15 protein-coding genes and 1 pseudogene are annotated in these 20403 nt (G+C 65.9%); 10 read left to right on the forward strand and 6 right to left on the reverse strand.

Annotation, left to right across the window (positions count from 1 at the left end; genetic code table 11):
• Nucleotides 1-62: 62 nt before the first annotated feature.
• Both C7401_RS12260 and C7401_RS12265 read right to left on the reverse strand, forming a co-directional pair.
• On the reverse strand, nt 63-806 hold the full coding sequence (locus C7401_RS12260; RefSeq protein ID WP_112171641.1) for a type IV toxin-antitoxin system AbiEi family antitoxin domain-containing protein: 744 nt from the start codon (nt 804-806) through the stop codon (nt 63-65).
• Between the two features lie 291 nt (nt 807-1097).
• Nucleotides 1098-2003: an AraC family transcriptional regulator gene (locus C7401_RS12265; RefSeq protein ID WP_181565565.1), complete on the reverse strand. Its 906-nt coding sequence runs from the start codon at nt 2001-2003 to the stop codon at nt 1098-1100.
• A 362-nt stretch (nt 2004-2365) separates the two neighbouring features.
• Here C7401_RS12265 and C7401_RS12275 point away from each other — a divergent pair.
• Nucleotides 2366-2758: pseudogene (locus tag C7401_RS12275) on the forward strand (ATP-binding cassette domain-containing protein); the annotation flags it as partial.
• A gap of 59 nt (nt 2759-2817) precedes the next feature.
• On the opposite strand, the gene C7401_RS12280 reads toward C7401_RS12275, so the two are convergent.
• Both C7401_RS12280 and C7401_RS12285 read right to left on the reverse strand, forming a co-directional pair.
• Nucleotides 2818-3609 carry a 3-hydroxybutyrate dehydrogenase gene (locus C7401_RS12280; RefSeq protein ID WP_112171645.1) on the reverse strand — a complete coding sequence of 264 codons (792 nt, stop codon included), beginning with the start codon at nt 3607-3609 and terminating at the stop codon, nt 2818-2820.
• A gap of 24 nt (nt 3610-3633) precedes the next feature.
• Nucleotides 3634-5034 carry a GntP family permease gene (locus C7401_RS12285; RefSeq protein ID WP_112171646.1) on the reverse strand — a complete coding sequence of 467 codons (1401 nt, stop codon included), beginning with the start codon at nt 5032-5034 and terminating at the stop codon, nt 3634-3636.
• A gap of 347 nt (nt 5035-5381) precedes the next feature.
• Between C7401_RS12285 and C7401_RS12290 the strand changes: the two genes are divergently transcribed.
• Nucleotides 5382-6866 carry a sigma-54 interaction domain-containing protein gene (locus C7401_RS12290; protein WP_112171647.1) on the forward strand — a complete coding sequence of 495 codons (1485 nt, stop codon included), beginning with the start codon at nt 5382-5384 and terminating at the stop codon, nt 6864-6866.
• 18 nt (nt 6867-6884) lie between these two features.
• Here the strand turns inward: C7401_RS12290 and C7401_RS12295 are convergent, their stop codons facing one another.
• On the reverse strand, nt 6885-7805 hold the full coding sequence (locus C7401_RS12295) for a 3-hydroxyacyl-CoA dehydrogenase family protein (protein WP_112171648.1): 921 nt from the start codon (nt 7803-7805) through the stop codon (nt 6885-6887).
• 459 nt (nt 7806-8264) lie between these two features.
• Here C7401_RS12295 and C7401_RS12300 point away from each other — a divergent pair, with 459 nt between their 5' ends.
• The 8 genes from C7401_RS12300 to C7401_RS12335 all read left to right on the forward strand — a co-directional run bounded on the left by C7401_RS12300 (nt 8265) and on the right by C7401_RS12335 (nt 14912).
• Nucleotides 8265-9308 carry a GGDEF domain-containing protein gene (locus tag C7401_RS12300; RefSeq protein ID WP_112171649.1) on the forward strand — a complete coding sequence of 348 codons (1044 nt, stop codon included), beginning with the start codon at nt 8265-8267 and terminating at the stop codon, nt 9306-9308.
• Nucleotides 9309-9384: 76 nt separating this feature from the next.
• A complete protein-coding gene (locus C7401_RS12305) occupies nt 9385-9705 on the forward strand; it encodes a DUF7673 family protein (RefSeq protein WP_112171650.1) in 321 nt (106 codons plus the stop codon).
• 127 nt (nt 9706-9832) lie between these two features.
• Complete coding sequence (locus C7401_RS12310; RefSeq protein WP_258397008.1) at nt 9833-10927, forward strand: helix-turn-helix domain-containing protein; 1095 nt, start codon at nt 9833-9835, stop codon at nt 10925-10927.
• Between the two features lie 291 nt (nt 10928-11218).
• Nucleotides 11219-11797 (forward strand): DJ-1/PfpI family protein, encoded by a 579-nt coding sequence (locus C7401_RS12315; protein WP_112171652.1) that lies wholly within the window; start codon nt 11219-11221, stop codon nt 11795-11797.
• Nucleotides 11798-11808: 11 nt separating this feature from the next.
• Nucleotides 11809-12219 carry a VOC family protein gene (locus C7401_RS12320; protein ID WP_112171653.1) on the forward strand — a complete coding sequence of 137 codons (411 nt, stop codon included), beginning with the start codon at nt 11809-11811 and terminating at the stop codon, nt 12217-12219.
• Nucleotides 12220-12282: 63 nt separating this feature from the next.
• Nucleotides 12283-12894, forward strand: coding sequence for a tat (twin-arginine translocation) pathway signal sequence (locus tag C7401_RS12325; RefSeq protein ID WP_112171654.1), 612 nt, complete (start codon nt 12283-12285; stop codon nt 12892-12894).
• 16 nt (nt 12895-12910) lie between these two features.
• Nucleotides 12911-14509: a GMC family oxidoreductase gene (locus C7401_RS12330; protein WP_112171655.1), complete on the forward strand. Its 1599-nt coding sequence runs from the start codon at nt 12911-12913 to the stop codon at nt 14507-14509.
• Nucleotides 14510-14573: 64 nt separating this feature from the next.
• Nucleotides 14574-14912 (forward strand): ribbon-helix-helix domain-containing protein, encoded by a 339-nt coding sequence (locus C7401_RS12335; RefSeq protein ID WP_112171656.1) that lies wholly within the window; start codon nt 14574-14576, stop codon nt 14910-14912.
• 12 nt (nt 14913-14924) lie between these two features.
• On the opposite strand, the gene C7401_RS12340 is transcribed toward C7401_RS12335, so the two are convergent.
• Nucleotides 14925-20333, reverse strand: coding sequence for an AAA family ATPase (locus tag C7401_RS12340; protein WP_112171657.1), 5409 nt, complete (start codon nt 20331-20333; stop codon nt 14925-14927).
• Between the last annotated feature and the right edge of the window lie 70 nt (nt 20334-20403).

Genomic DNA, 20403 nt, shown 5'->3' on the forward strand with positions numbered 1-20403 from the left:
CGGGGCGAGGCAGCGAGCGGTCGCTCATCTGCTCACGGCCCGGCGCATGGGAGCCGTGCGCTTTACGCCTTCAGGTTCAAAGCAGGCGCGCCCTTGCGGCTGCTGGTCCAGCGCTTTCCTGGACCGAGCCTGTCCACGTGGCGTTGCAGGTTTTTTCCCCACGCAAAGCCGCTCGCGTCGCCAAGGTCCCGCACGAGTTTGACGACCTTCACTCTCGTACAGTGGGCAAGGAGGGTGCCGAGCACCTTCGGCCGCAGATGGCTCAGCGAGGACGCGATATGGAACGCCTCTTCGAGTGACTGGCCTTTTGCGTGCCGTTTGCCGATATCGCTCGCGAGTTCGAGCAGCGCCCGCTCGGGCTCGGAGACAAGGATCGACGGATCCAGATGGGGAAGCGGCGAGATGGCGAAGCCATCGGGCAGGTCTTCATCGAACAGTTGCGTCGTCTGTAGCGTGTGGGACAGTGCCTCGCCGACCCACGCAGGCATGACATAGGGCCGCCCGGCCCAAAGTGTGACGCGTTCACGGATATTCGGAGCGTGGCGCGCGCCCTGCCAGTCGAGCGCGGTCTTGCCGCCTACATGCAGATCCGTCACATGCCGGCTGAGGTACGCGAGTACGCCGTCGCGCGCCGGCGTGTCGCCCGCGAGCAGGTAGGCCCCTTTCGAAAGGCGCTGAAGCCAGCCGGCGTTCACCAGGTAGGTGGTCTGCTGGGCGCTGACACCGCAGTCGCGGAGCATCTGAGGATCGAGCGGCTGTCCGCGCAGGGCGGTTTCCATGAGCCGCTGGAGCGTTTTACTGGCCATTGTTCGTAGAGACGGGAATCCGAGGCTGGATTTGCCGTCAGTGTATGCGATCCGGGACCGGTAGACACATGATTTATTCGAGGTTGGTTCGGAAAAGTTTGTATTTACGAAGAAAAATGTATGAAATAGATAGGCGATCGCCTTGGTCGGCGTTCGGAGTTCATAGAGGCATATCGGCCAATATGTTGCAACTAACCGCCAAGCCGTGCCGCAGTCTCCAAACGCCTTTCGGCGACAACCACGGTTCGACAACGGGGAACCGCGCATGTACCACGAGCCTGACTTTGCCGTTCAGGCATCGCTTTGCGGCGGACACATCATCGCCTGGTACTTCAGCGGCGTGACATTCAGCACGCGCTTGAACATCACAGCGAAGGTGTTGGCGTCGGCGTAACCCAGGCGCGCGGCGACCTCGGGTATCGGCGTGCCGGTGGAAAGCTGGCACATGGCCTCGGACACGCGCATCTGCTCGCGCCACTTCGCGAACGGCATGCCCGTTTCGCGCTGGAAATGGCGGGCGAGCGTGCGCGAGCTCGCGCCGAGCCGGTCGCCCCAATGCTCCAGGGAGTCGGCGTTGGCGGGATGGTCCACCAGGACCTGGCAGATCTTGCGCAAACGCGGGTGCTGCGGCATCGGCAGGCGGCCCGCCTCGGCGGCGGTGTCGGCGAGGGCGCCCGTTGGCGTGGCCAGGGCATGGGCCGCCTCCAGAAGGGACGTGGGCGTGCCATTGATTTGCAGCGCGCTTTCGAGCAGCCGCGCGATGAGCTGCGACAACACGTCCGCCAGGCTCCCCGGCTCGCGGGGGCGCGCGGGCTCGACCACCATTTGCAAGATCGCTTCGCGCAGCAGGCCGCTCACGGGCAGCAGCCGTCCTTCCACGTCGCCCAGCGCAGGGCAGGGCTCGATATAGAGCGTGCGAAACGCGACCTTGCCGACCATCTCCAGTTCGTGCTCCACGCGCGGCGGCACCAGTAGCGCGCGATTGGGGCCCACTACCCAGCTTGCTGCGGGCGTGCGCACGCGGATCAGGCCGCTCGTCGCGTAGAGGAGCTGCGCGCGCGGGTGCGTGTGCGCGATCTCGCGGGCGCCCGACTCGTATTCGATCGACTGGCCGAACACGTTGGGCAGTTCGCGCCGCGCGGCGCCCGTCCGCGAGCGCGACTCGTGCACTCCGGCGGGCAGGGCGGTGTCGGGCATGGTGTCCATTTGATGTGAAATTGCTGTCAATTCGTTTAGGGCGGACGATTCTCGTCCTCGTGCGGCCTCAGGTTGTCCGTCTCTATGGCCGGGGCCCCGGTCTCAATTGCAACAGACAGGCTTGCTTTCGCCTTGGGCGCCGCGGGCAGTTTTCCCACAAGAAGTCCGAGTCCCTTCAAGCACGCGCATTTGCCGAATCCCACGGCCTCCATTGTCCGGGAATTCGTGGTATCTGCATAATTAATAAGACTCATTATCATTCAAGTTCGATCGATAGATCGACGATGAAGCGACGCGAGAGGAACAAAATGACGGGGCGGCACGGGATTTCGGCGCGCCTGGCCGTGCCCGGCGTGCCGCTCGACGATTTCGTGGCGAGCGATCCCGCAATGATCGCTCGGGCGCAGGCGATGATCGAGCGCCTTGAAATCGCGCACAAGGTCAGCGTGGAAAACGGTGCGTTCACGACCACGGATCTATCCACGGGCCAGCGCAAGCGGCTCGCGCTCGTCCAGGCGATGCTGGAAGCGCGGCCGGTCATCATGCTCGACGAATGGGCGGCCGACCAGGATCCGACGTTTCGCGCCGTGTTCTACCGTGAGTTCCTGCCGGCGCTCAAGCGCCTCGGCAAAACGGTGATCGCCGTGTCGCACGACGACCGCTTCTTCGACGCCGCCGATCGCGTGATACGCGTGAGCGAGGGGCAAATTGTCGAAGTCATCGGGCAAGGGGCGGAGCGCGCATCGGTGGCTTGAAGGTCGCCGCCGCGAGCGCGTGGAGGGACGCATCTCCCTCCACGTACAACGGCAGACGGTTACTGCGCGAGCCAGCCGCCGTCCACCTTGAGCTCCGCGCCGCGCATTTCGGCGGCCGCCTCGGAGCACAGAAACGCGGCGACGCCGCCAATCTGCTCGACGCTCGCAAAGCGCGCCGACGGCTGCTTTTCGCCGAGCAGTTTCAGCGTGGCGTCCTCGACAGAGATCGATTCGCGATGGGCGAGATCGTCGATCTGCTTCTGCACGAGCGGCGTGAGCACCCAGCCCGGACAGATCGCATTGACGGTGACGCCGCTGCGCGCCGTCTCCAGCGCGGCCACCTTGGTGAGCCCGATCACGCCGTGCTTGGCCGCGACATATGCCGACTTGCCGACCGAGCCGACGAGCCCGTGCACCGAGGCGATATTGATCACGCGTCCCCAGCCCGCCGCGCGCATGATGGGCAGCGCCGCGCGTGTGGCGTGAAACGTCGCGCTCAGATTGATCGCGATGATCTGATCCCAGCGTTCGACCGGGAAATTCTCAATCGTTTCGACGTACTGAATGCCCGCATTGTTGACGAGGATGTCGAGGCCGCCGAACGTGCTCGCCGCGAAGGCCACGAGCGCTTCGATCTCGGCGGGGCGGCTCATGTCCGCGTTGTGATGCACGGCGCGCACGCCGGTCGCTTCGATCTGGGCGAGTGCGGCCGCCGGGTCGCCGAAGCCGTTGAGCACGATATTGGCGCCCGCCCGGGCGAGCGCCGTTGCGATGCCGAGTCCGATGCCGCTCGTCGATCCGGTGACGACGGCTGTTTTTCCGGCGAGGGCAGGCGTGTTGAGGAGTTGCATGAGTGAGCCTCGTGTGAGTGCCGGTCAGACGATACCGGTGAGATAGAACACGGCGATGACGAAGAAGACGGCAAGCGTCTTGATGATGGTCACCGCGAAGATGTCGCGATACGACTCCCGGTGCGTGAGGCCCGTGACCGCGAGCAGCGTGATGACCGCGCCGTTGTGCGGCAGCGTGTCCATGCCGCCGCTGGCCATGGCCACGACGCGGTGGAGCACTTCCATCGGAATGTGCATGGCCTGCGCGGTCTTGATGAAGGTGTCCGACATGGCCGCGAGCGCGATGCTCATGCCACCCGATGCCGAGCCCGTGATGCCCGCGAGCGCGCTCACCGAAACGGCGGCGTTCACGAGCGGATTGGGAATCGCCTTGAGCGCGTTGCCGATCACGAGGAAGCCGGGCAGCGCCGAGATCACGCCGCCGAAGCCATACTCCGACGCCGTGTTGAGCGTGGCGAGCAGCGCGCCGCCCACCGCCGTTTTCGTGCCGGTCGCGAAGCGTTCCTTCACGCGGCCGAACGCCGTGACGATGACGAGCAGAATGCCGAGCAGCAGCGCGCCCTGCACGGCCCAGATGGCCACGACGCTCTTGACCGGCACGGTCACGGGCGCATGAATGCCGGGCAGCACATCGGGCGCGACGGTGAAGCTCTCGCCGTACCACTGCGGAATCCACTTGGTCAGCAGGAAGTTGGCGACGCCAACGAGCACGAGCGGTGCGATGGCGAGCAGCGGGTGCGGAAGGTTGCCCGTTTCCACGCGCTCCGGCTCGTTCACGAGCGACGTGCCATAGCCTTCGCCCTTGGCCATCGCGCTGCGGCGGCGCCATTCGAGGTAAGTGAGACCGACCACGATGATGAAGACCGAGCCGATCACGCCGAGCCAGGGCGCGGCCCACGCGGTCGTCTTGAAGAACGTGGTGGGGATGATGTTCTGGATCTGCGGCGTGCCGGGCAGCGAATCCATCGTGAACGTGAAGGCGCCGAGCGCGATCGCGCCAGGCATCAGGCGTTTGGGAATGTTGCTCTGGCGATAGAGTTCGGCCGCGAACGGATAGACCGCGAACACCACGACGAACAGCGACACGCCGCCATACGTGAGCAGCGCGCACACCGCGACGATCACGGCGTTGGCGCGCGAGCGGCCGATATAGCGGATTGCCGCGGCCACGATCGCCTCGGAGAAGCCCGATAGTTCGATGACCTTACCGAATACGGCGCCGAGCAGGAACACGGGGAAGTAGAGCTTCACGAAGCCCACCATCTTCTCCATGAAGATGCCGGAGAACACGGGCGCGACGGCGGCGGGATCGATCAGCAGGACGGCGCCCAGTGCGGCGATGGGCGCGAAGAGGATGACGCTGTAGCCACGGTAGGCCACGAGCATCAGGAACGCCAAAGCGGCGATCACAATCACAAAGGACATCTTGTCTCCAGTTGGTTTATTCGTGTGCAGGCACGTTTGCTTGTTCCGCGCTTCGAAGACGGCGCGACTGCGCTATAGAGCACGATATGTGCCAATGCGCGGCAAGCCTTGCGGGAGGCGGCGCGGCGAGGCTTGCGGCAGGGCGCGTGGCATGCGCCGGATGGTTGCGCGGGCAAGGTGTCTCAAATCCGGGACGGCCTGGGTGCGTGCGCACGCCGCCGCCGTCAGGCGCATGCGAAAAGGCCTTGAATATCAGGCATGCGGCGCATTCTCATTTCTGAGATAATCTGTCCCGAAAACGAGAATCCACGGGCCGGAACAGGCCACGACCTGCCAAAAGAAATCGAATGGAAATGGAAACGACCGCGCTGCTGGCCGACTACGACCACGTGCGCAAACTGGCGATGCAGTCGCTCTTTCAGTCGCTGGAAAACTTCAGCGAAGGCACCGTGATCGTCGATCGCAACGCGCGCGTGGTCTGGATCAACAAGCACTACGCGGCGCGCTTCGGGTTTGACGACCCGGCGGCGGTGATCGGCCTCGACTGCGAAAGCGTCATTCCAAACAGCATGATGCGCGACGTGGTGAAGGGCGGCGAACCCATCCTGCTCGACATTCTCGAAACCGATCGCGATCCGATCGTCGTCACGCGCCTGCCGATCAAGGACGATACCGGGGAAACGATCGGCGCGGTCGGCTTCGTGCTGTTCAACGAGCTCAAGGGACTGTCGCCGCTCTTTAGCCAGTACGCGCGGCTGCGGGCCGAACTCATCAGCACGCGCCAGTCGCTCGCACAGGTGCGGCGCGCGAAGTACAGCTTTTCCAGCCTGATCGGCACCAGCGCCGTGAGCCTCGAAGTCAAGCGCCAGGCGCGCCGCGCCGCGCGTCTCGCGTCGCCGGTGCTCCTGCTCGGCGAAACGGGCACGGGCAAGGAGCTGCTCGCGCACGCCATACACGGGGCGTCCGGGCGCGCGGACGGCCCGCTCGTCACGGTGAACGTGGCGGCGATTCCCGACACGCTGCTGGAGCTGGAGTTCTTCGGCGCCGAAGCCGGCGCGTACACGGGCGCGGAGCGCAAGGGGCGCATCGGCAAGTTCGAGCTGGCCCAGGGCGGCACCCTTTTTCTCGACGAGATTGGCGACATGCCGCTCGCGCTTCAGGGCAAATTGCTGCGGGTGTTGCAGGAACAGGAATTCGAGCCGCTCGGGTCGAATCGTATCGTGCGCACCGACGCGCGCATCATTGCCGCGACGTCGGCGGATCTGCCCGCGCTGGTCGCGCAGGGCCGCTTTCGCGCGGACCTCTACTATCGCATCAACGTGCTCACGATCCGCGTGCCGCCGCTGCGCGATCGCCTCGCCGACATCGAGGCGATGGCCTATGCGATTCTCGACAAGCTATCGGTGGAAAGCGGGGCCGTGCATCTCGAACTCGACCGCGACGCGCTCGCGGTGCTGTGCGCGTACCATTGGCCCGGCAACGTGCGCGAGCTGCGCAACACGCTGGAGCGTGCCGTGCTGCTCTCGGAGAACGAGCGGATCGACGCGCGTTCGCTCGCGCGCTTCATCGGTGACGGGCGCGACGAGCGCAACCCGCTCGACTCTCGCGCCGGACAGCAGACGCCTCACGCGCCGCTCGCTACGCCGCTTGCCGCGCCGCCGGATCAAGCCGATGCACAGCAATATGACGAGGCGATGCAGGCGTTCGAACGGCGCTTTCTCACCGACGCGCTGCGTGCAGCGGGCGGTCACGTGACGAAAGCCGCCGCGCAGATCGGCATGGCGCGCGCGACGCTATATCGTCGCATTGTTGCGCTGGGCATCGAGGCCTGATGGCGCGCCTTCGCGCCATCAACCGCCTGCAATGAGCTTGCGCCGCGCGGCCTTCACGCGCGCGAAATGCGCTTCGTCCCAGTCGTAGAAGCCCGCGCCGCTGCGCACGCCCACGCGGCCCGCACTGACTTGCGCGCGCAACAAATCGATCACGTCTTCGTCCTTCGCGAGTTCGGGCATGAGGTGCGAGGAGATGTCGACGAAGGTGTCGAGGCCGCCCATGTCCGCGCTCTCGAACGGGCCGACGATGCCCCAGCGGCGGCCAAGCGACGCCTTCATCACGCGATCGACCACCTCGGGGCTCGCCGCGCCCGAGCGCACGATATTGAGCGCCTCGCGCAGCACCGCGAACTGCAAGCGGTTGCCGACGAAGCCCGGAATCGCCTTGGCGAGCACAACGGGCTCCATGCCGATCGCGCGCATGAGCGCTTCCGCCCGTGCGGTCACCGCGGGCGTGGTGGCGCTTCCCGGCACGACTTCGACGAGCGGGATCATGTGGGGCGGATTCCAGAAGTGCGCGATCACGAAACGCTCGGGCGCGGCCAGCGGCTGCGCGAGCAGGTCGGGCTCGAAGCCGCTCGTGTTGCTTGCGAGAATCGCATCGGGGGCGAGCACCGCGCCGAGTTGCGCATAGAGCCGGTGCTTGAGATCGAGCACTTCGGGCACGGCCTCGAAAACGAACTGGGCGTCGGCCATCGTGTCGAGCGACGCGCTCGTTTCGATACGCGCGAGCGCCGCCGCGCGAGCAGCCGCGTCGATGCGGCCAGCATCGATCAGCTCGTCGAGCACGGCTTCGGCTTTTGCCGCCACGCTCACGAGCCGCGCGGGATCGACGTCATGCACGATCGTGCGCAGGCCGTGCAGCGCACACTGTGTCGCGATGCCGACGCCCATCAACCCTGTGCCGACCACGCCCGCCACTGTTACCGTTTCGTTCATGCCTTGCGTTCTCCATGCTGTTTCTGATCCGGGGCCGACAGCATAGCGCTTCGTGCGCGCTCATGCGACGCAAGCCCCGGCGCTCGTGTAAAGCCCGCTCTATTGCGGGTGGTCCACGATTGAATAAAAACAATTCCTGTTGCATATTAGGTTCCGTCGATTAATCGACTCAATCTTTTCTCGCCGGGAACGCCGCTTTGCTGAAAGCCGGCCGAAGCGAAGAAGGATAAAGCGGCATGAAATCGTCAAAACCTGCTACGCTAAAGCGCACGTCAACCAGGCTTGCGGGTCTTGTACCAAGGCGTTGCCGGCCGTACCGCAGAGCAGGGTGACGCTGTTGCGCGAGACTCATGCGCCCCCGTTTTATCCGCTTTCCGAAGATTGAATGATTCGTCGATCGACATTGAATGGCTGTTTAACTAAAACGCGGTTTCAATTGCTTTACGGTGAATCACCAGTATGGATGAGCTACTTGAACGGCTTTCGCAAAAGGTTGTGTCGGCGGATAATCTCGAAGGTCTCGTGCGGCCGCTGCTCGAGATGCTTGGGATATTGACCGGACTCGAGTCGACATACCTGACTTCGGTGGATTTCGGCCGCGAGGTACAGACCGTCCTTTATTCGCGCAACGAAGGCAACGTGCAGATCACGGAGGGCTTGCAGGTCCAGTGGTTTGACACCTTGTGCAAGCGCAGTCTGGAAAGCGGGCGGCGCGTCGTGAGCAATGTGCGCGAGATCTGGGGCGATTCGCGCGCGGCCTCCGAGCTCGAGATCTGCACGTATGCGAGCGCGCCGGTGTGTGCGGAAAGCGGAGCGGTGATCGGCACGCTATGCGGCATCAGCCGGGAGAGCCTGGAAATCAGTTCGCGTGCGCGCGGTGCGCTGAACGTGTTCGCCAAGCTGATTTCGGAGCATATCGAGCGCGAGCGGCTCATCGAGCAACTCACGCTTGCCAACGAGCATCTCGCGCGCCGTGCGCTCATCGACGAAATGACGGGCCTGCCGAACCGGCGCGCGCTGCATGAGGAACTCGGTCGCCTGATGGCAAGCGCCGCATCGGACGGCGCCTATGTTGCGGTTTGCATGATCGATCTGGACGGCTTCAAGGAACTGAACGATCGACGGGGTCATGCGGTCGGCGACCAGTTTCTGCAAACGTGCGCCGAACGGCTGTTGACGGCGACCTCGGGCAAGGGGCTTCTCGCGCGCATTGGCGGCGACGAGTTCGCGTTCGTTGCGGCTGCGTCCGCCGACTACGATGAGGCTGCGAGCCTGGCGGAAGTCATCGCCGGGAGCATAACGGCCGTGACCACGGGCGACTACATTTTGCCGAACGTTCGTCTGCATTACGCGGGGGCGACGGCCGGCTGCGTGGCGGTGCGCTTCGCCACGATCCAGCAGGCGCTCGATCAGGCGGACCAGGAGATGTATCGCGTCAAGCGTTCGCGTCACGCCGCACGCGGCGGCAAAAGTACATGGACATTCAACCAGGGCAGCGCGTGACGGTTGCGCGCACCGGTCCAACAACAACCGCCGGCAGGCTGTTCGCACTGCCGCACCGATCGCCTACGGGGGAGCCATGCGTCCCGAAGTGGTGCTGGATACCGAGAAGCAGGCACTGCAACGCCTGCTGGACATCGCGCGGGGCAATACGGGCCAGGCCCTGCGCGTGGCCGACTTCCTGCTTGCCTGGTGGAACCCGGCGGCCTGCGGCCGTTACGATCTGACGACGGCGTGGAGTCTTGACGACGACATCGTGGAGGACGTGATCACGGTGTTTCGTCTTGCGTCGCGCGTGAAGCGCTACCCCGATGCGCTGGGCTATGGCGCGCAGTTCGAAGCGGTCGTGGCCGCGTGGCGGCCGGAACTCGTGCACGAAGAACGCGGCGCGCCGCGTTAAGCGGTCAAGCGCAGGAGAAGCGCAGGTCAGGCGGCGCGCAACGTTCACCGGCAATGGAAAGTTGCCGTGGCTACCCGTGCCGCAGCACATAACCAAGACTGAATATCAATCAGCAATGAGCACGGCATTGAACGACGATTCGCCCCACACATACAACATCGTCGCGACCGTGCCCGGTCGCCTGTTGCTGCCGCCGGAACCACCCACGCTCGCGCCCGGCATCGTCCACAGCAGTTTCAGCGTTCAAGGAGACGCGCGCCGAAGCTTTCTGGCCTGGCAGGAGCGGATGAGTCCCGTCTACGACATACGGCCTGCGTCGAAGCAGCCTGAAGACACGTTCGACGCATCGCTGTCGCGTTACACGATCGACGACATGAGCCTCTTCGACTTTCGCACCGGACCGAACGTGGCGGTGCGATCGTTGGGCCGGGTGTCGACAGAGAGCATTCGCGACATCACGTTCAGCGTGTTTCTGGAAGGACAGCCGGGGCAGTTCCTGGACGCAAAATCGCGCTCGCAAGCGGCTCAGTCGTTCCCCACGCCGCACACGCCGTCCATTCTCGCGCTGGACATGGACCAGCCGTGCACGATCCGGAGTTTCCCCGGCCGGATATTGCTCCTGTTCGTGCCCCGCGCCTTGGTGGAAAGATCGATTCCCGATGCAGCCTCGCTGCATGGTCGCTGGGTTCACGCCAACACGCCGCTGACGCGTCTTCTGATCGAGCAAGTGGTGGCGCTCAGGCGAAGCATCGTTGGATTGAGCCAGGCGCAAGCGCACGCGTCCTTCTTGACGGCGGTCGAGCTGGTCCTGGCGGCTTTCAGCCGTCAAGCTGGTCTTGCCGGTAACGCGCGCGCCGCGGTGCGCGCGGCGGCATACGGGCAGGTCCGGCGATACATCGAGGCCAATCTGCATGATCCGGGCCTGTCGCCCGATAGCGTGCTGGCGTCACTGCATCTCTCTCGCGCCAGCATGTACCGCCTATTCGAGCATGAAGGCGGCCTGGCCGCTTATATCCGCAACCGCAGGCTGCGAATGGCGGCTGATGAACTGGTGCGCTTTCCTCATGTGGCGATCCGCGACATTGCCGCGGGGCTGGGTTTCAATGATGCGTCCAGCTTTACGCGCGCCTTCCGCCGGGCCTTCGACGTCGCGCCGCAGGAGTTGCACGAGTACGCGCCGTTGCTCCATCGCGGGTACGCGGAGCGCGTGCGTTTCAAATAGCGCCTGCGCCGCTCTCCACAAACGCAATCAACGCCCGCACGCCCGCACCGGCTCGGTGAAATCCCTGGCTCGCATTTAGCCAGGTATTACCTGCTCGGGCGCTTCAGTCGCTACATTGCTTCCCAACGGCCGCCATCGCGGCCGGGCAACGGCGACCCCCACAATGTCCCCGCAAGAGCGGCCCATGCCGATCTCGACCCGTCCCCGCGCGCGCTCCGTGCGGCGCATTGCGGCCTGCCTGCGCGAGCGTCTCGCCCCCATTCCATCACGCAAACCGAGAGGAAACGAAACATGTCCAAGCGCATTCTCATCATCGCCGGCGACTTCGTCGAAGATTACGAACTGATGGTGCCGTTCCAGGCGCTTGCGGCCGTTGGCCATACGGTGCACGTCGTCGCGCCCGACAAGCGCGCGGGCGACGCCATCCGCACCGCGATCCACGACTTCGAAGGCGATCAGACCTACACCGAAAAGCGCGGCCACAACTTCACGCTGAACGCCGACTTCGCCTCGACGAATCCCGCCGACTACGACGCGCTGCTCGTGCCCGGCGGCCGCGCGCCCGAATATCTGCGTCTGAACGACACGGTGATCGAGTGGGTGCGCCATTTCGCCGAAGCGAAGAAGCCGATCGCCGCCGTGTGCCACGGCGCGCAACTGCTGGCGGCGGCGGGCGTGATCGAAGGCCGGCGCATCGCCGCGTACCCGGCCTGCGCGCCGGAAGTGAGGCTCGCGGGCGCGCAGTACGCCGCGCTCGACTGGCCCGACGCGATTACCGACGCGAACTTCGTCACCGCGCCCGCATGGACCTCGCACGCAAACTGGCTCGCGCAGTTCCTCGCGCTGCTCGGCACGCGCATCACGCATTGAAGGAGCACGACGTGGCCAAGCTCATTCACACCATGATCCGTGTGCGCGATCTCGAACGCTCGCTTGCCTTCTATGACGCGGTGCTCGGCATGACGCCGAGCCATCGCCTCGATTTCGACGACTTCTCGCTCGTGTATCTGCGCAACGCCGAAGCCGACGCCGAAATCGAACTCACCTGGAACAAGGGCCGCGAGACGCCGTACACGCATGGCGACGGCTATGGCCACGTCGCGGTGGTGGTCGACGATGCGCGCGCCGAGCGCGAGCGCCTGCTCGGTCTCGACGCCGGCCTTGGCGTCGCGCCGAAAGATTTGCGCGAGTTCAGGAACGACGCGGGCGACTTGCTCGCACGCTACTTCTTTATCGAAGACCCCGACGGCTACAAGATCGAGGTGCTGGAAAAGCACGGGCACTATCGCTAGCCCGGCACCTGCCCGCGCGTAAGGACGCCAACAGTCCGCGCGCCAACATGGAAGGAGACGACGATGACAGGCAAGACCATAGGCATTGCTCTCGATGAGCGGGCGGCGGGCGACACGCGCGCGCGCATCGCGCTCACGCGCCGCGAATGGCTCAAGGGCACGGGTATTCTGATCGGCACGCTCGCGGTATCTTCCTCGCTCGCGGTGTTCGCCCCCAGCCGCGTGTGGGCGCTCGAACTCCAGCATCTCGACACGCATCAGGGCGCCGTACTGCTCGCGATGACAAAGCAACTGTTCCCGCACAAGACGCTCGACGACGCCGTGTACGCGCTCGCGGTGAAAGATCTCGACGCCAAGGCGCAGGGCAGCGCGGCCGTGCGCAAGCAACTCGCCGATGGCGTACAGGCGCTCGACAAGGCGGCCCCCGGCGGCGACTGGACGAAGCAGTCGGGCGACGCGCAGGCGCGCGACGTCGCCGCCATCGCGGGCACGCCGTTCTTCGAGACCGTGCGCAGCACGGCCGTGGTGTCGCTCTACAGCAGCACGCTCGCGTACCAGCACTTCGGCTATGGCGCGAGCGAGGGCGACGGCGGCTATCTCTTCAAGGGCTTCAACAATCTCGCGTGGCTGCCTGACCCGCCCGCACAGGACAGCGGCCCTGTTCCAGCGGCGTGACTTCGGGAGACCCAACATGGCAACGACTCAAGGCAGCACGCAAGGCAGCAAGCGTTTTTCGCTCGACGACAGCCATGTCGTCGTCATTATCGGCTCGGGTGCGGGCGGCGGCACGCTCGCGAACGAACTCGCGCAAAAGGGCATCGACGTAGTCGTGCTCGAAGCGGGCGGACACAACACCCAGGCCGATTTCAAAACGGAAGAGTGGGACGCGTTCAAACTGCTCTCCTGGCTCGACACGCGCACGACCTCGGGCACCTGGCGCGTCGCGAAGGATTTCCCCAATCTTCCCGCGTGGATCTGCAAGACGGTGGGCGGCACGACCACGCACTGGGCGGGCGCGAGCCTGCGCATTCAGCCGCACGAATTCAAGGCGCGCACGACCTACGGCGCGATCGACGGCGCCACGCTGCTCGACTGGCCCGTCACGCGTGAGGATCTCGATCCGTACTACGTCCGCGCCGAGAAAAAGATGGGTGTGACGCGCACGAACGGTTGGCCCGGCCTGCCCGGCAACAACAACTTCAAGGTGATGTTTGCGGGCGCAACCAAAGTGGGCTATCGCGAGTGCAACACGGGGCACATGGCGATCAACAGCGTGAATCGCGACGATCGCAGCCACTGTTACCAACGCGGTTTCTGTTTTCAGGGCTGCCGCTTCGGCGCCAAGTGGTCCACGCTCTACACCGAGATACCGAAGGCGCTGGCAACGGGGCATATGGAATTGCGCCCGCGTTCGCATGTCGCGCGCATCGAGCACGACGCGCACGGCAAGGTGAACGCCGTGCTCTATTACGACGACAAGGGCAAGCTGCAACGCCAGAGGGCGCGCGTGGTGGCGGTGGCGGGCAATTCGATCGAAACGCCGCGCCTGCTGCTCGCCTCGGCGTCGAGCCGCTATCCGAACGGCCTTGCCAATTCGTCTGACCAGGTGGGACGTAACTACATGCGCCACACCACGGGCTCCGTGTATGCCGTGTTCGAGGACAAGGTCGAGATGTACAAGGGCACGACGATGGCCGGCATCATCGAGGACGAGGCGCGCTTCGACCCGAAGCGCGGTTTCGCGGGCGGCTATCACATGGAGACGATCTCGCTGGGCCTGCCGTTCTATGCCGCGTTTCTGAATCCCGGTGCATGGGGCGCGGATTTCACGCGCGCGATGGATGCGTATCCGTACACGGCGGGCATGTGGATCGTTGGCGAGGACATGCCGCGTGCGAGCAATCGTGTTACGCTCAATCACGGCGTGAAGGATCAGTACGGCTTGCCGGTCGCCAACGTCCATTTCGACGACCATCCCAACGATCAGGCCATGCGCGAGCACGGCTTCAAGCAGGGCGCGGCCGTGTACGACGCGGCGGGTGCGAAGACCGTGTATCGCGTGCCGCCTTACCCGTCAACGCATAATCTCGGCACGGCGCGCATGAGCGCTCGCGCGCAGGATGGCGTGTGCAACAAGTTCGGCCAGGCGCACGATATGGCGAACCTGTTCATTTCGGATGGCAGTCAGTTCACCACCGGCGCGGGCGAGAATCCCACGCTGACCATCGTGACGCTCGCAATCCGCCAGGCCGACTATATCGCCGGGCAGATGAACCGGCGCGAAATCTAGTGGCCGCGCGTCGCGGCGCGCCAGATGCGCCGCGACGCAGCCACACTTCCATGAGGTTGACCGCATGTGCAATGTTTATGTCAACGCCGATCCGATCCTGTATGAATCGCGCACGCGCGCGCTGCGCATTCATGGCGTCGTGACCACGGTGAGGCTCGAAAATCTCTTCTGGGACGTGCTCCAGGAAATCGCCAACCGCGAGAACATGACCACGACCCAGTTCGCCGTGAAGCTCTACGACGAACTGCTCGCGCTGCGCGGCGAGGAGCCGTTGAATTTCGCGTCGTTCTTGCGCGTGTGCTGTTTGCGTTACCTGTCCACGAGCGCCGCGCGCAACGAGGCTGCGGGCGACGTGCCGCGCAATGCCGCGTTTCAGCCCCGAGTCGTGAAAGCGGCCGTGTGAGCGCTCGCGCGCTTACTGCGTTTCGGCGCTCAACGCATCCTGGGGCTGCGTTTGCATCGTGTCGGGCGTATTGAGTGTTGCATCGCGCACGCGGCGCCCGCCAATCCATTCGTCGAGCCAATAGGCGCCGTGCTGGTGCCGCGCGATGCCATTGCAGCCTTTCACGAGCAGGCTGCCGTCCACGAGATTGCTCAGGCCGGTGATCGGGCCTTGTTCGTGGATCGTCCAGTACGCGCTCGCGCGTCGAGCCGGATCATCCGGATTGCCGTTTAACCGAAAGACGCTCTCGCTCACGGTGACGCTGGGCTGCCCCGTGGTCATGCAGGCGAGCGGAGTGCTGTCGCGGTACACGCACGGCTGCCTCGATGGATCGAGCAGGTCGTGGATGGCGATACTGTCCCTGCGTATCTCGACGATCGTGTGCGCGTCGGCGGTCCCGGCGAAGCGCGTGTCCTCCCATACCCGGCCGTCAAGCGTCCGGATCGGGCCGCCCGTTTCATCGAACACGCACCAGCTCGTCGTGCCGAATACGGCGAAAGCGGGGCGCGGCGATGCGGTGGAGCGTGCCGTCGCGCCTTCGGTATCCAGATCCGCTGGCGGGCGCGCATCGGCATCGATCGCGGGCAGGCCGCTGAGCCTCGTTTGCCGCCCGGCGGCGCGATCGATCACGTCCACGTGCTGCTCGTCGCCGCGCCGCATTTCGACGAAGAACCGCTGCGTGGCTCCGGCGCTGATGCGCGTGAGCGCAAACCCGCGCGCGGGCACGCCTTCCACAAGGCGCTCAAAGGAAGCCGCGTTGTAAAGCGCGTAACGGGATGCGGACGCGATCATCAAACTCCCGCGCGCCACGACCGCCTCGCGAATCTTGCCGCCTTCGATCGTCAGTGTGTGCAGGCGCTCGGCGTTTTCCGCCCAGATGTGGACCGCCTCCTTACCGATCGTGGCGAACCGGCGGCCTTCGAGCAACTTCACGTCGAAAACCTTTTCTTCGCCTGCGCAGAGGATCTGCGGCGGGTCTTCCCGGTCGAGTCGCACGAGCGACGCGCTGCCCTGGTGCACCAGCACGATCGCATTTGCGCCGATCGCGAAGCCTTTGGCGTGGTCGTCGCCGGTCAGCGACAACATGCGATGTCCGACACACGCGCCGTCGTCTAGGCGATAGGCGAGCGCATGCAGGCATTCGGCATTTGTGTCTTCGTACAGGCACACCGCGACGTCGTCGTGCAGCGTGACGTGGGTCTGGCTGCGCACATCGTGGTCTTGCGGGAAGGCCAGCGTGGCTATGCCGTCCGCGTCGAGTCCTTCGCCACGCCGTTTCCAGAGCGACCAGCAGATGTCGCTGTCGTCCCAGAGCAACAGGTGGTCCGGTGTGAGCAGTCGTGCCTCGGCAAGGTTGCCTGAGTTAGGCACGCTCATGAGCGGTTCGCGGTCGGCGCAGCGCCACAGCACAGCGTCCTGATCGTCCTCCCAGGTGAGCGCGTGCGCGTCGCCCACCTGAAGGCCGCCGCAAATACGCGGAGGCGGCGCGACATACGCGCAGTCGAAGCGCACGAGCGTCGACCAGATCGCGATCAGCACGGTGCCGTCGTCGAGCGGGCGAACCGCGTCGACCCATGTGCGGCCGTCGAACACGGCGCGCGGCTTGCCCGTGTGGGGTTCCCACGTGCGCACCACGCCTTCGTCGAGCGCCCACGAGACGATCGTGCCGTCGGGCAGGTCGATCGCATCGTCGATGAAATGGGCGTGCCCTGTCATGCGCGCCACGACGCGGCCGTTGATCGGGTCGCGGCGTTCGAGGCTCCGGTCGGCGTCGAGCCTGCGGTCGCGCCAGAAACGTTGAAGGAGCATGCCGTCGCGGCACAGCGACATGCCGGTGATCTTGCCGTCGCCGGGCCAGTCGGCTAGCAACACGCCGCCCGCCGACCAGCGGCGCAGGGCGTGGTGCTCGTCGTCGCTGTGCCAGTCGCAGAGTTCGCCGTTGGGCAGGCGCAGCACGCCCTGGAAAAAGTATTGGCCTTCGTCGGCGCTCACCGTTGTCGTGCGGCGCGGGTCGAGCACCGCGAGCGCGGGGCGGCCGGGCCCGTCGAGCACGACGATGCGGCCGTCCTCCAGCCAGAGCGCCGCGCTGCCGTCGCCGAGCGAGGTCGCGCTTCGCACGGCGACCGGCGCGCCGGACTGCCCGGAGGCGTCGCCGGTAGCTTGCGCCACGAGCGGCGCGAGTTCCTGCGACTCGCCGTTCCACGCGATGCGCGCGGGGCCCTCTGCGTCGGCACTGCTCCAGCTCAGCACGCGCGGCGATGTGGCAGAACCGGTTGCGCTCGCAACGATCAGGTCGCCGCCATCGAGCAGGCGCAGCGTGTCGGCAGTTTCGACGTTCCAGAGCCAGCGCTCCACGACATCCTCTTCGCGCTTGGCGCGCACGATCACGCGTTGCGCGTCGAACGCTTCCAGATCGGCGTAGTCGCCGCCGTGATCCAGCCGCGCGTGGGGCTGGAAGTCCGCGATGCGACGCGACTCGACACACTCGCCATAGGTGATCGCAAGGTAGTCGGCGCCGCAGCGGACCATGCCCTGCAACGGCGCGCCGCCCGTGTCGAACACGCCCGTGCAGGCGCCGTCGTCAAGCGACCAGATGCGCAGCGTCCCGTCGAGCGAGGTGCTGGCGATGCGAGCGCCGGGCAGTTCGACAAAGCAGGTCACGCTGTTACGATGCCCGTGCAGTTCGAGTTCGACGAGGCCGCTTTCGAAGTCCCAGATGCGCACGAAGGTGTCGTACAAGCCGCGGCGTCCTTCGAATCTTTCGGTATCCTTATCGGCGTCTGGCGCGTTGCCGAGCGTGGCGAGCCGGCCGCCTTCCAGCACGCGCAGGTACTCGAAGCTGCGGAAGTTCGCATAAGGCTCGGTGGAGAAAAAGCGCGCGCGCACGGCGGGCGCTGAGGCGTGTGCGGCGCGCTCGCGCAAGCGGAACCAGCGCCAGTCGCACGCGCCCGAGGCCAGCCAGCGATCGGCGGCCATGCCCGGCACGCTGTCCACGGCCTCTTCCGCGGCGAGCTGGAGCAAGATGCGGTGCGCCGGCCAGTCGTCGCGCGCGTGTTCGAGCAACGCCGCGTTCGAGCGCAAGAATGCATGCCACGCGCTCAACGAGGCGGGAACGTTCGCGAGTGCCGCACGGGCAGCCGCGAAACTGTCGAGGAGATCGGGCAGGCGCCGCGCGGCGCATGCGGCCAGCAGGTAGGTCAGGTCCGTGAGCGTGGCGGCGGCCGCCTCGGGGTCGCCCGCAGCGTTGAGTTGCCAGACCTGTTCGGTGAAGCGGCGCAACGCGCGCGGTTCGTCGTTGAGCGCGGCTTGCAATAGCGCTTCGCCCTGCGGTGCGGCGAATAGTGCGGCGATACGGCGGCGGCACGCGTTACGCCGTACATCGCCCACGCGCGCGAGCGCCGCGCTCGCGAATTCGCGGTGAAAATACGTGCACAGCAGGCTGCCGTCGACGCGCTTCTCGGTCAACCAAGGCGCGAGATCGAGCCGCAAACGCGACCCGATGACGGGCGGCAGGCCGTTCGCCTCCACGTCCCATGCGTAGTAGCTGCCCGCGCGGAATTCCTCGACCACCTCGGGCGTCGCGGCAAGCAGCCGGGCGAGTTCGGCTTCGCTTAGCCCGTGGCGGCTCGTGGCCAGATAGCCGAGCGCATGTTCGAGCAACGCGCGTGGATGACGCGCGCTCAACGCGTCGAACGTCGCGCCGATCATCGCTTCCAGTGTTGGCGGCAACGGCGCGGGCGTGGCGGCGGCGTGCCAGCCGGCCGCGCGCTCGAATGCGAGCTTGAGCCAGAGCGGCAGCGGGCACGCCGCGAAGCCGTCGAGCACGGTAGCGCGCTGCAAGGGCGTGAGCGTGCGTGCGCGGCTTGCCAGCCAGCGCGTGAGCAGACGGTCGGCGTCGGTGTGCGCAAGCGGCGCGAGCGGCAGCGAGTCCGCGCGATCGGGCACGGTGAGCGTGTCGCGGCACGAGAGCAGCACGCGCACGTGGCGCGGCAGATTGGCCGGCAGCCACAGCAGCATCCATGCGCGGTCGCTGGCGGGAAACTGGTCGAGCGCGTCGACGATCAGCACGATGGGCCGCTGCGCGCTCGCGCGTTCGAGCCGCGCGGCAAGGGCGGCTTTCGGCGACTGCGCGACGCTCGCCTCCATTTCCGGCGGCGGTCCGCCGAACCGATGATCCAGTTGCGCGCAGAGATCCGCGATCATCGAGGCGAGCGCGCTACTGGCGGCCGTCGTGCCGACGAATCGCGCTACAGCAACACTGCCCGCAGGCGGGTTGGCGCACGCCGCGGCCAGCACGCTCGACTTGCCCGCGCCGCCTGCGCCGGTCAGCACAAGCGGGAGGCGCTTGCGTTTGGACGGCGCGAGATACCGCGCGATCTGTTCGAGCACGGCGTCGCGACCGGTCAGGTCGCGCGCGCGTTCGGCGGCGAAGTGCGCATGGGCGGCGTTCTCGACATCGAGCGCGCTTCTTTGTTCGAGCGCGCGCATTTCCGCGCGAATCAGCCGTAGCAGGCGCGTGAGCACGTGCCGTGCGAATGCGTGGAGATAGGCCGCGCGTTGCGGGCTCTCCTGGGCGAGCGTATCCAGGGAAAGCGAGCGCCCGCTCACGAGCACCGGGTCCACACGCTCGCGCACCTGCGCCTTGAGCGCGACGAGTTCGTCGTGCGTGGCGCGGTCGAGCGCGCCGTCTTCCTGGTAATCGGCGAAAAGCGTGGCGGGCGGCTGCGCCGGATCGATGCGCGCGGGCAGTCCGTCGAGTTCGCGAAACCAGCCGATGACGTGATTGCTCGCGTCGGGATGCGTGAACACGCCTTCGACGATTTCCTGGTGCGTCGCGCCGCCTTCGAGCTTCAGGCGCACCGGCGTGTCGCAATGCCGGGCCGCGAGGCGAAAGTGTTGTGCGAGACGTCGCTCCAGCGCGGCGGCCTGCGCGTCGCCGCCGGCGCATGCGGCCAGCGCGTCGGTCGCCTTGAGCATGTAGCGCGCGGGCACGGCGTTATCGTCGCGCAAATAGGCGAGCGCAAGATCGGCGCGCGCCGGTGCGTCGAGCGTCGACGTGATCGCTTCGTACACCGCGAGGGGCAGGCTGTCGGGCAGTGGTCGCCAGCCGTAACGGTCGCCGAGCAGGGCGAGGAAATTCGGGCGTGGCGACAGCAAGCGGCTGCGCTCGATTTCGGCGAGACAAATCTGCATGGTCTGCCGGTCGCGCGCCTGTTCGTCGCCAATGCCCCAGCGTAAATCGATAGGTTGAAACGTTGCGCCGTGGCGCTCGCAATAGCGCCGCACGCGCGGAAAGACCGCATTCTGAAGCACGGCGCGCTCGAACTGAAAGTCGCTGAACGTGGAGCTGACGAAGAGGCGGAATATTTTTGTGCCGAGCATGGGGCGCACCGAGTTTCACCGGGATCGCGACATTCTACGGGCAGTCAGCGTTGCGGTCGTCCCTGGGATC

The sequence above is a fragment of the Paraburkholderia unamae genome, from assembly GCF_003268775.1.
In the GTDB taxonomy this organism is placed as follows: Bacteria; Pseudomonadota; Gammaproteobacteria; order Burkholderiales; family Burkholderiaceae; genus Paraburkholderia; species Paraburkholderia unamae.